Annotated in this window: 13 protein-coding genes; all 13 read left to right on the top strand. The window is 61.4% G+C overall.

The window, feature by feature from the left end; all coding sequences use genetic code 11:
• The first annotated feature begins 424 nt into the window (after positions 1 to 424).
• The 13 genes from AC13EK_RS05855 to AC13EK_RS05795 all read left to right on the top strand — a co-directional run bounded on the left by AC13EK_RS05855 (position 425) and on the right by AC13EK_RS05795 (position 13,984).
• Positions 425 to 715 carry a hypothetical protein gene (locus AC13EK_RS05855; protein WP_277788494.1) on the top strand — a complete coding sequence of 97 codons (291 nt, stop codon included), beginning with the start codon at positions 425 to 427 and terminating at the stop codon, positions 713 to 715.
• Positions 716 to 789: 74 nt separating this feature from the next.
• Positions 790 to 2,052, top strand: coding sequence for a TolC family protein (locus AC13EK_RS05850; RefSeq protein ID WP_048938604.1), 1,263 nt, complete (start codon positions 790 to 792; stop codon positions 2,050 to 2,052).
• A 3-nt stretch (positions 2,053 to 2,055) separates the two neighbouring features.
• A complete protein-coding gene (locus tag AC13EK_RS05845) occupies positions 2,056 to 3,213 on the top strand; it encodes an efflux RND transporter periplasmic adaptor subunit (RefSeq protein WP_069337821.1) in 1,158 nt (385 codons plus the stop codon).
• A 4-nt stretch (positions 3,214 to 3,217) separates the two neighbouring features.
• The gene (locus tag AC13EK_RS05840) at positions 3,218 to 6,445 is read left to right on the top strand and encodes an efflux RND transporter permease subunit (RefSeq protein WP_069337822.1); all 3,228 of its coding nucleotides are present in this window, start codon (positions 3,218 to 3,220) and stop codon (positions 6,443 to 6,445) included.
• Positions 6,446 to 6,507: 62 nt separating this feature from the next.
• A complete protein-coding gene (locus AC13EK_RS05835; RefSeq protein ID WP_069337823.1) occupies positions 6,508 to 7,002 on the top strand; it encodes an SRPBCC family protein in 495 nt (164 codons plus the stop codon).
• A complete protein-coding gene (locus AC13EK_RS05830) occupies positions 6,995 to 7,618 on the top strand; it encodes a cation efflux transmembrane domain-containing protein (protein ID WP_069337824.1) in 624 nt (207 codons plus the stop codon). The genes AC13EK_RS05835 and AC13EK_RS05830 overlap by 8 nt, the downstream gene beginning before the upstream one ends.
• 61 nt (positions 7,619 to 7,679) lie before the next feature.
• Entirely contained in the window at positions 7,680 to 7,922 is a 243-nt protein-coding gene (locus AC13EK_RS05825) for a TFIIB-type zinc ribbon-containing protein (protein ID WP_069337830.1), read from the top strand.
• Between the two features lie 110 nt (positions 7,923 to 8,032).
• Positions 8,033 to 8,434 (top strand): hypothetical protein, encoded by a 402-nt coding sequence (locus tag AC13EK_RS05820; protein ID WP_375188278.1) that lies wholly within the window; start codon positions 8,033 to 8,035, stop codon positions 8,432 to 8,434.
• Between the two features lie 49 nt (positions 8,435 to 8,483).
• Positions 8,484 to 10,970 carry a heavy metal translocating P-type ATPase gene (locus AC13EK_RS05815; RefSeq protein ID WP_170828721.1) on the top strand — a complete coding sequence of 829 codons (2,487 nt, stop codon included), beginning with the start codon at positions 8,484 to 8,486 and terminating at the stop codon, positions 10,968 to 10,970.
• Between the two features lie 114 nt (positions 10,971 to 11,084).
• Complete coding sequence (locus tag AC13EK_RS05810; RefSeq protein WP_234792434.1) at positions 11,085 to 11,465, top strand: hypothetical protein; 381 nt, start codon at positions 11,085 to 11,087, stop codon at positions 11,463 to 11,465.
• Positions 11,466 to 11,517: 52 nt separating this feature from the next.
• Entirely contained in the window at positions 11,518 to 12,393 is an 876-nt protein-coding gene (locus AC13EK_RS05805) for a bestrophin family protein (RefSeq protein WP_069337828.1), read from the top strand.
• A 145-nt stretch (positions 12,394 to 12,538) separates the two neighbouring features.
• Positions 12,539 to 13,162, top strand: coding sequence for a carbonic anhydrase (locus AC13EK_RS05800; RefSeq protein ID WP_004210803.1), 624 nt, complete (start codon positions 12,539 to 12,541; stop codon positions 13,160 to 13,162).
• Positions 13,163 to 13,462: 300 nt separating this feature from the next.
• A complete protein-coding gene (locus tag AC13EK_RS05795) occupies positions 13,463 to 13,984 on the top strand; it encodes a lipase/acyltransferase domain-containing protein (RefSeq protein WP_069337829.1) in 522 nt (173 codons plus the stop codon).
• The last annotated feature ends 135 nt before the right edge of the window (positions 13,985 to 14,119 follow it).

Here is a 14,119-nt window from a genome sequence, read left to right as displayed (position 1 = left end):
CCACGCTCAGATGGCAGTAATGTGCCGATGATCCCCCACTCGTCCTCCGTCAGCCCAATACGCTCGCCCAACGCCACCTCCAAAAGGCAGCCTTGAATCAACGCCCGATCCTGCTGTCAACCTTTGTCCACGAAACCTAATTCGGCAAATTGTGCCTTGTGTCTGGCGCGTCATGCAGATTTATTCGAATGATTCTTGCTGATGCCATGATGTATATTGGATCTCATCATAGTTTAGGCAAAGTTAATCCGTGATGATATGGTGTATCAGTGCGCTATCATGGCACAATGATCTGATGTAACATTCAGAAACAGTCCAATATGCCGCGATATTACTTTTGCAGATGACATTCTGCGGAAAGCCTACTATGTAGCCTGTCATGCGCCGCTTAGGACGTTTCCTGCTCTGCCTGATTTCGTTGTCCATGCTGACGACGACGATGGTGCATGCCCAGGAAGTTCCTAACGCTCAGGCACCCACCATTGAATGCTCCGGTTACGTGCATAGTGATGGCGATGCGGACCAGACGCAGGGTGATGCTGACAAGGGCATGCCGCATCATCATGGTGGTTGCCAGGGCGCTCCGGCGTTCGTGCCAGCTTCGGCCAGCGATGATATGCTCCCCTCCGCGGTGAACGCTCCTGCGTTCATTCCTGCACCGATCCCGTCCAAGCGCTGGGCCATCGGCCCCGACCTGCGCCCACCCATAGTCTGACAGAGCCATAGTGGACCGTTGCGCCTGAATTCAGGCCGCCGGTCGTCCATGACTCGTGTTCAGGATTCCTATTCATGTTCCGATCCATTGCAGCCTTATTGGCTGCCGTGTCCTGCGTCGCTGTGGCGCAGGCACAGGAGATGCCCGCTGCGGTAGCGGGGGCGTCACCCTATACGCTTGATCAGGCAGTCGCCGCCGCTGGTGGCAGCGCCCCGGCGGCCGAAGCCGCGCAAGCCAATGTCGAAGCAGCCCGCGCCGCACGTACCGTCGCTGGTCTTCGTCCCAATCCCACCGTGCAGACGCAGGTGGAGAATATCGCAGGAAGCGGACCGTATCGCGGCGTTGGTAGCGCCGAGTCGACGGTCAGCATGGCTGTTCCCATCGAACTGGGTGGCAAGCGGTCCGCACGCATCGCGGTCGCTAATGCCCAGACCGACAAGGCACTGTTAGTCTCGGCGATCACGCAGGCAGACATCAGGCTGCAGGTCACGCAGCTGTATATCGAAGCGGCTGCTGCCGAACGGCGTGTCCAGACGGCGCGCGATCAGGCGCGCATAGCCGGCGACGCCGCGAACGCTGCGAGCGTACGGGTGAAGGCCGGGCGGGCCTCTCCGATAGAGGAGCAACGCGCTAACGTTGCGAAGATCAACGCCGATGCCGAACTGGTTCGGACTATCCGCCTGGCTCAGGCCAGCCGCGCCAATCTCGAGCGTCGGATTGGGCAGCCGATGGGCGGACCGCTCGATACGGCATGGTTGGAGCGCTTGCCACATGGCTATGGCCCCGAAGTCCCACCGAGCGCGGCAGGTACTCTGGCCCTGGCGGCCGCAGATGCGGACCTTGCCGTAGCTGATGCCAATGTTCGACTCGCCAATTCTCAACGAGTCCCCAATCTCGAGGCAGGCCCTGGTTTACGCAGGCTGTCAGCCACCAATGATACGGCCCTGATCTTCACGGTCACGATGCCTATCCCGATCTTCAATTCGGGCAAGGCGGCTGTCGCGCAGGCTCGCGCGCAGCGCAATCAGGTGGAAGCCCAGAAGCGGATGACAGCGCTCGATGTCGAGCAGGCCATCACCGACGCGCAGACATCGGCATCGAATGCCGCAGTCACTGCACAGACGGCTACTGGTCCTGCCCTTGAGGCGGCCCAGGAAGCGGCCCGCATCGCGCGCATCGGCTATCGCGAAGGCAAGTTCGGCCAGCTCGACCTGCTCGATGCAGAACGCACGCTTGCTCAGACGCGCCTCGCCGCCATCGACGCACTTGCCTCTTATCAGAATGCCCGCGCGCAACTGGAGCGCCTGACAGCGCCCGCGCCGGAACAGGGGAACTGATCCATGACATCTAAGAAGATCATCTACGCCGCCTTGCCCCTGTCCCTGATGCTGGCGCTCGCAGCTTGCGGAAGCGGTGCCGAGGAGAACCCGACCAACGACGCGGCGCCCGCTGCTGAAGCAAAGGCAGGGGAGAAAGCCGAAGAGGGCAAGATCACGCTCTCGGCCGATCAGATCGCATCGGCTGGCATTCAGACGGCGCGCCCGATGATGGGCGGCTCGGGCACGATCGAACTCCCCGCTACCATCGACGGTGATCCGCAAGGCACGCAGGTCGTATCCGCTGCGATCGGCGGCAGGGTCGTATCGCTCACCCGCAACCTTGGACAGTCGATCGGTCGCGGCCAGACGCTGGCCGTGATCGAAAGCCGCGAGGCAGCTTCTCTCAACGCTGAGACCGAAGCGGCACGCGCCCGGCTATCTCTGGCAAACAGCAATCTCGCCCGCGAGCAGCGCCTGTTCTCTCAGCGGGTCTCGCCTGAGCAGGATCTCATCGCTGCCCGCACCGCAGCGACCGAGGCCAGCATCGCCCTTCGTCTGGCGCAGCAGCAGGTTTCCGCCGCGGGCACGGGTGGCGGCGGCCTCAATCGCATCGGGATCGTGGCGCCCATGTCCGGTCAGGTCATCGGCCGCAGCGTCGTGCTGGGGCAGACGGTCGCGGCGGACGCTGAACTGTTCCGGGTTGCCAACCTGTCCAGCGTGTCACTCTCTCTCAACTTGCAGCCGCAGGATGCGGGCCGGGTGCGTCCGGGCGCAACGGTGAACATCAAGGCAGCCGGTCGACAGGCGACCGCGAAGGTGACGTTCGTGTCGCCGGCGCTCGATACCAATACGCGACTCGTTCCCGTCATCGCGACCCTCGATAATCGGGATGGCCTCTGGCGCGTCGGGGAGCCGGTCACGGCATCGGTCGCGCTCACCGGCAGTGGCGGCGATGGGGCCATCCGTGTGCCGCTGACTGCCGTGCAGACGGAAGAGGGCAGGTCGGTCGTGTTCGTCCGGACCAAGGCCGGGTTCCAAGCGACCGCCGTCCAACTGGGCGACAGTGCTGGCGACAGCGTGATCATCAAGTCGGGCCTGAAGGGCACTGAGGAGATCGCCACCGTCAACAGCTTCACGCTCAAGGCCGAACTCGGCAAGAGCGAAGCCGCGGAGGACTGAGCCGATGATCGCCCCAATCGTAACATGGGCGGTTCACAAGCGCTGGCTCGTCCTGCTGCTGACCGCCATAGCCGCTGTGATCGGCGCCGCTGCTCTGTCTCGCCTGCCGATCGACGCGGTGCCGGACATCACTAATAACCAGGTGCAGATCAACGTCCGTGCGCCCGCGCTGTCGCCCGAGTTGGTCGAAAAGCAGGTCGCGTTCCCGATCGAGACCGCACTCGCGGGTATTCCGGGCCTCGAATATAGCCGTTCGCTCAGCCGCAACGGCTTTGCGCAGGTCACTGCCGTCTTCTCCGATCAGACGGATATCTTTTTCGCCCGCCAGCAGGTCGGCGAGCGTCTGACAGGCGTGTCCGAGAACTTGCCCGATGGCGTAACGCCCGAAATGGGCCCGATCGCCACCGGTCTGGGGGAGGTCTATATGTGGACCGTCCGTCTGGAGCATCGCAAGGACGACAAGCATCAACCGGGTGAACCCGGCATGCAGCCCGATGGCAGCTACATCACGCCGGAAGGCGAACGGCTGACCAACGATACCGACAAGGCGACCTACCTGCGTACCGCGCAGGACTGGATCGTTTCGCCGCTGCTGAAGAACACGCAGGGCTTGGCTGGCGTCGATTCGATCGGCGGCTATGCCAAGCAGTTTCTCGTCGTGCCCGACGTCCAGCGCCTGGCTTCGATGGGGATCACGCTGACCCAGCTCAGCACGGCCCTCGAACGTAATAACACCAGCGTCGGTGGCGGCTTCGTCAACCGCAATGGCGAAGGTCTGGCAGTCCGTGCAGACGCTCTTGTCCGCAACGCCGACGAACTTTCCAATATCGTGGTGGCCACCCGGGAAGGTGTACCCATCACTCTTGGGCAAGTCGCGTCCGTTCGTACCGGGCAGGCTATTCGCATGGGGTCGGCATCTGAAAACGGAACCGAGGTCGTCGTCGGCACCGCCATTATGCGGATTGGCGAGAATAGCCGTACCGTCGCGACGGCGGTCGCCAACCGGCTAGAGGAGATCAACGCCTCGCTGCCGCCGGACGTGATCGTGCAGCCGGTGCTGAACCGTACGGCGCTGGTGAATTCCACTATCAAGACGGTTGCCAAGAATCTGGGCGAAGGCGCTATCCTCGTCATCGTGGTGCTGTTCCTGCTGCTCGGCAACTTCCGAGCCGCGCTGATTGCCGCCGTCATCATCCCGGTGACCATGATGCTGACGGGCTTTGGCATGTTGCGTGCCGGCGTGTCAGCGAACCTCATGAGCCTTGGCGCGCTCGATTTTGGCCTCATCGTCGATGGCGCCGTCATCATCGTCGAAAATGCCCTGCGACGCATGGCGGAGCATCAGCATCATGAGGGTCGCCTGCTGACTGTGAAGGAGCGGCTGGACACGGTCGCTTCCGCTGCCCGCGAGATGATTAAGCCATCGGTCTATGGCCAGGCGATCATCATCCTCGTTTATGTGCCGCTGCTCACTCTGACCGGTGTCGAGGGCAAAACCTTCGTACCGATGGCGCTGACCGTCATCATCGCGCTGGTCTGTGCCTTCATCCTTTCCCTGACCTTCGTGCCTGCCGCGATTGCCCTGTGGCTGTCCAAGCGGATCGAGGAGAAGGAAGGGCGGATCATGGGCTGGCTCAAGGCCCGCTACGAACCCGGTCTCGACCGGGCGATGAAGCGGCCTGTCGTCACTGTCGGTGCGGGTGTCGGCGGCTTCGTTCTCGCGATCCTGGCCTTCATGTCGTTGGGACAGGTTTTCCTGCCGCAGCTCGATGAGGGCGACCTATTGATCCAAGCTCTACGTATTCCGGCGACGTCGGTGCAGCAGAGCCAGGCGATGCAGGTGCCGATCGAGCAGATGATGTCGAAGCAGCCGGAGGTGAAGTTCGTCTTCTCCAAGACGGGTACGGCCGAACTGGCATCCGACCCGATGCCGCCCAACGCCACGGACATGTTCGTCATCCTCAAGGATCGGAAGGAATGGCCGGACCCCAGCCTGAAGAAGGAGGAACTCATCTCTCGGATCGAGGGGCAGCTCGCCAAGTTTCCGGGCAACGCCTACGAGATCACCCAGCCGATCCAGATGCGCTTCAACGAGCTCATTGCTGGCGTGCGTGGTGATATCGCGGTCAAGGTCTTCGGAGACGACTTCAACTCGATGAACGCGACGGCGGAGAAGATCGCCAGCGTCCTGCGACGGACGCAGGGGGCGGCTGACGTCAAGGTCGAGCAGACCACGGGCCTTCCGATGCTCGACATCCGCGTCAATCGCGATGCCATGGCCCGCCTCGGCGTTACCGCTCAGGACGTGCAGGACATCGTGAACGCAACGCTGGGGGGCCAGCAGTCGGGCATGATCTTCGAAGGCGACCGCCGTTTCCCGGTGGTGATCCGTCTTTCCGAAGATCAGCGCGCCGATATATCGCTGCTGAGCCAGGTTCAGGTGCCGACGCCGGGTGGGCAGTTTGTGCCGCTGGCCAGCGTGGCGGATATCCGCGTCGTCGACGGTCCAAACCAGATCAGTCGTGAAAATGGCAAGCGTCGCGTTGTCGTCCAGGCAAACGTGCGTGGCCGTGACGTCGGCGGCGTGGTCGCAGATGCGCAGGCTGCCATTGGTAAGGAAGTGCGTCTTCCGCCTGGCAGCTATCTCGAATGGGGTGGCCAGTTCGAGAATCTGGCATCGGCCCAGGAACGGTTGCAACTGGTGATCCCGGCTTGCTTCGTTCTGATCCTGCTGCTCCTCTATGGCGCGTTAGGGTCGGTCCGTGATGCAGCCATCGTGTTCACTGGCGTTCCTCTCGCCTTGGTGGGCGGCGTGCTGGCCCTCTTCCTGCGGGGCATGGATTTCTCCATCTCCGCAGCGGTCGGTTTCATCGCGCTGTCCGGTATCGCGGTCCTGAACGGCCTCGTCATGGTGTCCTCCATTCAGGATCTCATGCGAACCGGCATGGACCGGGCCGAAGCCGCTCGGGTGGGCGCGCTTCAGCGTCTGAGGCCGGTGGTCATGACGGCGCTGGTTGCAAGCCTTGGCTTCGTGCCGATGGCCCTGGGCAGTGGCGCTGGCGCCGAAGTCCAGAAGCCGCTGGCGACGGTCGTAATCGGCGGCCTGATCTCTGCGACGCTCCTGACCCTGTTCGTCCTGCCGACGCTCTACGCGCGATACGGCCGCACCAGCATGGTCGAGGAGGACGATCCAGAGGTCGAGGTCTCCCCGGCTGCTCAACCGCAGCACTGATGTGACGGGAGGGCAGGAATTGCCCTCCCGCCTCTTCCTGATCGAAGGAAAGGATCAGACCGATGAGAGAGGAAACCATATTCAGTCCTCAGATCTCGCGTATGCGGGCATGGGGGCTGTTGGCCGACCTCAACCAATATGAGGCATGGCACCCGCACTATCGCTTTGGCCCATGCGTGATCGAGCTTGGGAACAAGATCGATATGACTTGGAGTGTGATGGGGAAACATGCATCGCTCGAAGCTAAGATTGTGGCCCATCAAAAGCCGGACAGCATCCGCTGGCGGACAAGGACATTCCCGCTGTTCAGTATCGAAGAGGGGTATGAGCTTTTCGAGAATGAAACAGGACTGCACGTGCGGCACAGTTTCGAATGCACAGGTTTTCTCGGGCTGTGGGCACGCCTGATAGTCCAGGGCCTTCGTCGCCAGATGAGGGAGCAAGACGCAAGTTTCATGGCCTTGGCGAAGCGCGCGGTCCGTGCGGTTCCTCCACCCAATCGTCACAAACGGCGAGCCGCGAATGTGACCAAGGGCAAGGAGAAGGGCGATGGATAGCGCAACGACTGGCGCCGATCAGGGAATGGAGCGCAAGACGCTCTGGATCGTGCTGATCCTGAATGTCCTCATATCTGCTGCCTTCTTTGTCGTGGGCTTCACTGGAGACTCCAGCGCGCTCATCGCCAATGGTGTCGACAATTTGTCGGATGCTCTCGTCTATGCTCTGAGCCTAGTAGCCCTGAGCCGAGGCGTCATGTGGAAGAGCCGGGCGGCAATGTTCTCCGGCTCTATGCTGTTGGTCTTCGCAGTCGGCATCCTCGTCGATGTCGGTCGTCGATATGTCTACGGCAGCGAGCCCATTGGCACAGCGATGATGGCGATGTCGGCCGTGGCAGCCGTCGTCAACTTCATCTGCCTGAGGCTGCTGCAACGGCTTGAGCAGCCAGACGTCAACATGCGCGCAGCTACAACCTTTAGCTTCAACGACTTCATTTCGAATGGCGGCATTTTGATCGCCGGCGTGCTGGTCTGGTGGCTCGGCACAAACTGGCCGGATCTTCTCGTCGGTGTCGCTACTGCGCTGATCGCCATCAAGGGCGGGATCGAGATCCTCAAGGACGCCCGTAGCGAAATTCGGGAGGCCAAGGGCCGCCCAGAAATCAAGGAGGCCTGACATGACGAACCGTACCCCTTCGAACGGACTGGCCTGTCCGGCGTGCAAGGTCGACCTGCTCATGAGCGAACGACAGGGCATCGAGATCGACTATTGCCCTCAGTGTCGTGGCGTTTGGCTCGACCGCGGTGAACTCGACAAGATCATCGAACGCAGCATCAGCGAAACTCAGCCGGTCGAACGGCGTGAAGGCACGCTGGGTGTGTCCGGCTCAAAGCATGGAAGCGATCGTAGTGACGGCCATGGATCTCGGGGCGGCCATCATGGTCGTCGCAAGGGCTTCCTGCGCGAACTGTTCGACTGATGACCAGTTTGGCCGCCGCACCTACCCCTGTGTGTGAGAACGGCCCGCGTCATGGGCGGCTTCCCTTGCCGCCCATGACGACAGTTTACCCTCGAGATCCGGGAAACAACATGCGCCTGAAACAGTATCGTTTGAGCCGTCTCTCCCTGACTGGAGGAGCCCTGATGCTCAGCCTGATGGGATGCCAGCAGAATAGCGGCGGCGATGAAAGTCGCCATGACCGCAATTCCATCCCTACGCTCGTCGGGGAGCATCTTTACGCATGCGAAGATGGAACGCAGCTGGATGGCGATTTCCTTGTCGATGGGTTGACCCTCGATCTGGCGATCCTGCCGGACCAGAAGCCGATCCGTCTCACCGCGCCCGACACGGGCCTGACCTATGTCGGCGATAAGCTCAATGTCAGCCTGACCGGCGTCGACACGTTGAAGCTGGTACGCGCCGATCAGAAGCCGCTGATCTGCAGGAGAACCCGGACGATCAGCAAGCAGGGACGCCTGCATCCACCTTGATGGCAACTGCTTTTACCGAAGATAGTGTGCCCCAACCAGGATAATGGTCATGATTGAAAAACTCCGCCTCGATGTCCCCCTGCTGCTCCCCGAAGTCACCGACACGGCTGATGGCTGCGTTTCGCGCCTGATATCCTTGATCGAAAGCCGTCCCGGTGTCTCTGAAGTGCATGTCACGAAGGAACCAGCCGGCACACTGCCGCAGCTGTGCATCCACTATGATCCGGACGCGATCTCTCTTCCGCGTATCCGGGAGCTGGCGAAGGCGGCGGGGACGCAGATCGCAGAGCGTATAGGCCATGTGGTGTGGGAGGTCGACGGCATTGGTCATCAGAGGCGTGCCAGGTCTATTGGCGAAACGCTTCGCGCGCTGCCAGGCGTGCTTGAAGCCGAGGCCATTCTTCCTGGGACGGTGCGGGTCGAGTTCGATCGCACGATCACTTCGGAGGATGGAATTCTTACGGCGCTTCGCGATGCAGGTGTGAGCCGCAAGGCTCTCACCGCTCCGGACAAGAAGCCGTCGGCACATGACCACGACAAAGATCACGATCACCCGGCTGGCGAGAAGCACGACCATGATCATGGGCACGGCGGATTGCTTGGACCCAACACCGAGCTGATCTTTGCTCTGGCCTGCGGCGGCGCACTGGGGGTGGGCTACCTCATCGAGACGTTCCTGACTGCACCCGCCTGGGTTCCGTTCGCTCTCTTCATAGCGGCTTATGTCTTCGGCGGCTTCTATACAGTGCGCGAGGCCATCGAAAATCTGCGCCAGAAGCGCTTCGAGATCGATACGCTGATGCTGGTGGCAGCAGCAGGCGCGGCCGCTCTTGGGGCTTGGGCCGAAGGCGCTTTGCTGCTATTCCTCTTCAGTCTGGGGCATGCGCTCGAGCACTACGCCATGGGGCGCGCCAAGCGTGCAATCGAAGCGCTGGCCGAACTGGCGCCGCGGACGGCTACCGTTCGGCGGATGGATGGTGGCTCCAGCGTCGTGCCGGTCGAGGAACTGGTCCTTGGCGACGTCGTCATCATCAAGCCGGACGAGCGCATCGCGGCCGATGGCTTCGTCATCAAGGGCAATTCTGCGGTTAATCAGGCGCCTGTCACCGGCGAGAGCATCCCGGTCGACAAGGAGCCGGTCGAAAGCGCGGACGCTGCCCGGGCCAATCCTGATCGCGTCGCTGCAGCGAGCCGGGTCTTCGCCGGCACAATCAACGGCAGCGGCCTCATCGAGATCGAGGTCACGCGCCTGTCGAGCGAGAGCACGCTGGCCAAGGTCGTGAAGATGGTCAGCGAGGCGGAGACGCAGAAGTCGCAGACGCAGCGGTTCACGGATCGCTTTGAGCGCTTCTTCGTGCCTGCGGTGCTTGTGCTGGCGTTCCTGTTGCTGTTCGCATGGGTCGTCGTCGACGAGCCTTTCCGCGACAGTTTCTATCGGGCGATGGCCGTCCTTGTGGCCGCCAGTCCCTGTGCGCTGGCCATCGCGACGCCGAGCGCCGTGCTGTCGGGTGTTGCCCGTGCGGCGCGTGGTGGCGTCCTGGTGAAGGGCGGTGCCCCGCTCGAATTGCTGGGTTCGCTCGACGCTATCGCGTTCGACAAGACCGGCACGCTGACGATGGGCGAGCCGCGCATCCAGCAGATCATCCCGGCGCCTGGCATTACCAAGGAAGAGCTGATGGCGTTGGCGGTGGCTGTAGAAAGCCTCAGCGACCATCCGCTGGCCCAGGCGATCGCGCGCGACGGACGCGACCATATTGGCGATCATCCAGTTCCGGAGGCTGAAAATCTGAAAAGCCTCACGGGTCGCGGCATCTCGGCTCTTGTCGGTGAAGACGAAGTTCTCATCGGCAAGGCCGAGATGTTCGGCAGCGACGGCATCGCCCCGCTGTCCGGAGAGATGGATGCCGCGATTAAGACGCTCCGGGAGGCAGGCCAGACCAGCATGGTCGTGCGCAGCGGTTCGCGGGACATGGGGGCCATCGGTCTTCTGGATACGCCGCGCGAAGCCGCCCGCGCGGCGCTGGAACGTCTGCGCGAGATCGGCATCAAGCGGATGATCATGATCTCGGGCGATCACCAGCGTGTGGCTGATGCCATAGGCAAGCAGGTCGGGATCGATGAAGCCTGGGGCGATCTCATGCCTGAAGACAAGGTCGAGGCCATCAAGAAGCTGCGGGCCGAGACCAAGGTCGCCATGGTCGGTGACGGCGTGAACGACGCGCCAGCTATGGCGACCGCGACCGTGGGTATCGCCATGGGCGCAGCCGGCTCAGATGTAGCTCTGGAAACCGCCGATGTGGCGCTCATGGCCGACAATCTGTCGCATCTGCCGTTCGCGGTGGGTCTCAGCCGCAGCACGCGCTGGGTCATTCGGCAGAACGTGTTCGTCAGTCTGGGTGTCGTCGCCTTCCTCGTGCCGGCGACCATCCTGGGTCTTGGCATCGGACCGGCTGTCGCCCTTCATGAAGGATCAACGCTGTTGGTGGTCATCAACGCGCTGCGGCTTCTGGCATATCGAGATCCGGTCCGTGCCTGAGCAGGACACGGGCCACCATCGAGACGCGATGTGAGGATCGGAAGATACGACGCCATCTTCGTCGGGACAGGCATATTGATATGCGTCGCTCTCGCTGTGGTGGGAGTGTGGGCGATGTCCGGCGTACTGCACGCACCGCCCAATGATCCTCTCGCCACGAAGCGTATGCACTTCACGATCCGGCCGGGCGAAACGCAGCGGGTAGCAGCCTATGTGGCGGGCGAGGGGACCGTACGGTTCGTAAGCGACAGTCGCGGCGCGAAGGTCCGCTATCGTCTTCGCCTGGAAGATGGGCACCAGGGCTCCATTCTTGCCGATACGATTGCTTCGGGCGCTCAGCGGGGGGAACTACGCCCCCAGCATGGCAGCTTGTACGAATGGTCTTGGAACAACCTATCGCCCGGGCCGGTGCATGTAGGCTTCTTTGCCGAGGGCAACTTCGACATCCTGAACCGAACTGGCGCTCGTCAGCCTAGATCCTTGGTGGCCCCCTGATTTTAAGAATTGGGCGCTAGATTTCTCACATCATATACAATGGAGAACCGCGATGATCGTCGGAGCGCGTCCTCGCCTGCAGCAGATAATACTCGAAATCTGGAAGCCGCTGACCATTCTGTTTGCCTGGGATGTGGCTGTCACCATCTTCCACCGATACATGCCGATCAAGGAGCCAGCGCTGCCGGTCGCCTTGTTCGGCACGGCTATCGCCCTGTTTCTCGGTTTCCGGACGAATGCTGCTTATGCCCGCTGGTGGGAAGCGCGCACCTTATGGGGTGCATTGATCAACGCATCGCGCAGCATGGCCCGGTTGTGCCGCAATGTGCTGCCAGCTGGCCCGGAAGCGGAAGCCATTGTGCTGCGGCAGATCTCCTTTGCCCATGCGATGCGGTGCCGCCTGCGGGGGCAGGATCCGACAGAGGATATTGAGCGGCTGGCAGGCAAGGAGGCGGCCGAAGTCGCTGCCGAGCGTACGAACCGCCCCAACGCGCTGCTCGAGGATATGTCCCGCATCGTGTCTGGAGCGCGGGCTGACGGGAAGATCGACACCATTCAGCAGTCGCTGTTCGAGCGGGTGATGATCGACATTGCCAATGCCCAAGGGGGCATGGAGCGCATCAAGAATACGCCGCTGCCAAATGGCTTCGAGTTCATGCCGAACTTCTTCACGCGGCTGTTCTGCGTGTTGCTGCCGATCTCGCTGGTCGAGACGCTGGATCTTTACACGCCAATCGGGTCGACCCTGATCGGGATGATCTTCCTGGCTGCGTTGCGGATCGGGCAGGATCTGACGGACCCGTTTGCCAACACCGTCCATGACGTGCCGCTATCAACGATGTGTAGGACGATCGAAATCGACCTTTTGGAGTCTCTGGGGAGGAAGAGCCCGGGGCCGCTTCCTCCTGTGGCGGGAACGCAGTGGTAGGGTAGGGGATCAAAGGACAGACGCAGCCGTTACACCCTCCAACAGGCCGTAAAGGGACGGAAATCAATCGTTACGATCGAGTTGGGCGCCGGCGACAGACGGTTCTTATCTGCCTCGCGCGCCCATTCATGTGAAGGAGTAAGAAGTGGCAACTGCAAGCGTAATTAGCACGCAACCGACACCGGACGAGGCCCTGCAGCGCTTGGTCGACGGCAATGAGGCATTCGTAGCTGATGCGCCGGTGCCGGCCGACTTGTCACGCGAGCGGCGACTGGCGCTCGCAGAAGGTCAGCAGCCGTTCGCGACGCTGGTGGGCTGTTCGGACTCTCGCGTTGGTCCAGAACAGCTGTTCGGTGCCGGCCTCGGCGAACTGTTCATTGTCCGGACTGCCGGTAACAACGTGGACACCGCCGGCATGGGCTCCATCGAATATTCGGTGGCCGTGCTGAAGGTGCCGCTCATCGTCGTGTTGGGGCATGAGAAGTGCGGCGCTGTTGCGGCTGCAGCCGACGTCGTGACGAAGGACACACGCTTTCCGGGTAGCATCGCCCGTATGATCGAGCCGATCGTACCGGCCGTTCTGGCTGCTCAGCGCAATGTCGGTGAAGACAAGTTGGTCGATACCGCTGTCGAGGAAAATGTCCGGCGGATGGTCGAACGCCTGCAGAAATTCTCGGAGCCTATGCTGATCGAGCCGCAGGAGCGTGGAGAGTTGAAGGTCGTGGGCGCCGTGTACGAACTGTCGACCGGCCGGGTTCGCTGGCTCTGATGAATTCGTGATGCTGCCCTACATCTTCGCATCTCGAAGATGTGGGGCAGAGTCGGGCAAGCAAAGGTTCAGAGGAAGGCGGGCGTCTGATTAGCGCGAGGCGATAGCCCGATCGAAGCGAAGAGCCCTTCGAGCATCAAGCTACTCAGATGAGCGGCACATGCGAGGTGCAGCCAAGCGCAAGGATGCTGGGGCCAACACAACAAACTGCTGACCATTTCGGTGCTGGACAACGAGCAGGGTATGCACAAGAAAGTCTTGAGATGGAAAATCCGCATATGAAACTTTATTTTGGGACGTATGAGCAGCACATTTCCTGACGTTGTCATATTTCTGCCTGGGATAGCCGGATCCACATTGGTCCGGGGAGGCAAAGTCCTTTGGAATTTAACGTCGGGTTTCATTCTAAAGACGCTGCGAGAGCATCAGCTTGAAGATCTAATCATCTCAAGCGAATCACACGACATTGATCTTGGAGATGGGATTCGACCGGGAGAGGTGATTGGTGGCATTTCCATGATCCCAGGGCTCATGAAGTCCGATCTGTACGGTGGTTTCGGGCAGATGCTGCGGCAGTCAGTAGGGCTGAGGCAGGGAGAGAATTTCTTCCCGTTCGCTTACGACTGGCGTCGCGACAACCGTGTCAGCGCCAAGCGGCTGGCTACCTTCGTCGATGAGAAGCTGGCCAATTGGCGCAAAGCCTCGGGGAATGACGCTGCGAAGGTCATTCTTATCGGCCACTCGATGGGTGGGCTGGTATCGCGGTACTACATCGAATGTCTTGGCGGCTGGCAAAACGTCCGCCGGCTGTTCACCTGTTGATTTCCACTGAGAAGTGACCCGGGTTTTCCATCGAGAAGTGACCCGTCTGCGGATTATGTTTCGGGTGTCATGGGTGGGTCAACCCGTGGTTTTCTCCTTTGGGTTCTGGCCTGCTTGGCAGAGCTGTTTTTGAAG

It is taken from the genome of Sphingobium sp. L-44, assembly GCF_056859495.1.
Note: the sequence above shows the minus strand (reverse complement) of the source record. Positions and strands in the feature narration are given on the sequence as shown.

Coding starts and splice junctions, on each gene's coding strand:
- AC13EK_RS05855 (WP_277788494.1), top strand. CDS start 425: ATGCTGACGACGACGATGGTGCATGCCCAGGAAGTTCCTAACGCTCAG.
- AC13EK_RS05850 (WP_048938604.1), top strand. CDS start 790: ATGTTCCGATCCATTGCAGCCTTATTGGCTGCCGTGTCCTGCGTCGCT.
- AC13EK_RS05845 (WP_069337821.1), top strand. CDS start 2,056: ATGACATCTAAGAAGATCATCTACGCCGCCTTGCCCCTGTCCCTGATG.
- AC13EK_RS05840 (WP_069337822.1), top strand. CDS start 3,218: ATGATCGCCCCAATCGTAACATGGGCGGTTCACAAGCGCTGGCTCGTC.
- AC13EK_RS05835 (WP_069337823.1), top strand. CDS start 6,508: ATGAGAGAGGAAACCATATTCAGTCCTCAGATCTCGCGTATGCGGGCA.
- AC13EK_RS05830 (WP_069337824.1), top strand. CDS start 6,995: ATGGATAGCGCAACGACTGGCGCCGATCAGGGAATGGAGCGCAAGACG.
- AC13EK_RS05825 (WP_069337830.1), top strand. CDS start 7,680: ATGAGCGAACGACAGGGCATCGAGATCGACTATTGCCCTCAGTGTCGT.
- AC13EK_RS05820 (WP_375188278.1), top strand. CDS start 8,033: ATGCGCCTGAAACAGTATCGTTTGAGCCGTCTCTCCCTGACTGGAGGA.
- AC13EK_RS05815 (WP_170828721.1), top strand. CDS start 8,484: ATGATTGAAAAACTCCGCCTCGATGTCCCCCTGCTGCTCCCCGAAGTC.
- AC13EK_RS05810 (WP_234792434.1), top strand. CDS start 11,085: ATGTCCGGCGTACTGCACGCACCGCCCAATGATCCTCTCGCCACGAAG.
- AC13EK_RS05805 (WP_069337828.1), top strand. CDS start 11,518: ATGATCGTCGGAGCGCGTCCTCGCCTGCAGCAGATAATACTCGAAATC.
- AC13EK_RS05795 (WP_069337829.1), top strand. CDS start 13,463: ATGAGCAGCACATTTCCTGACGTTGTCATATTTCTGCCTGGGATAGCC.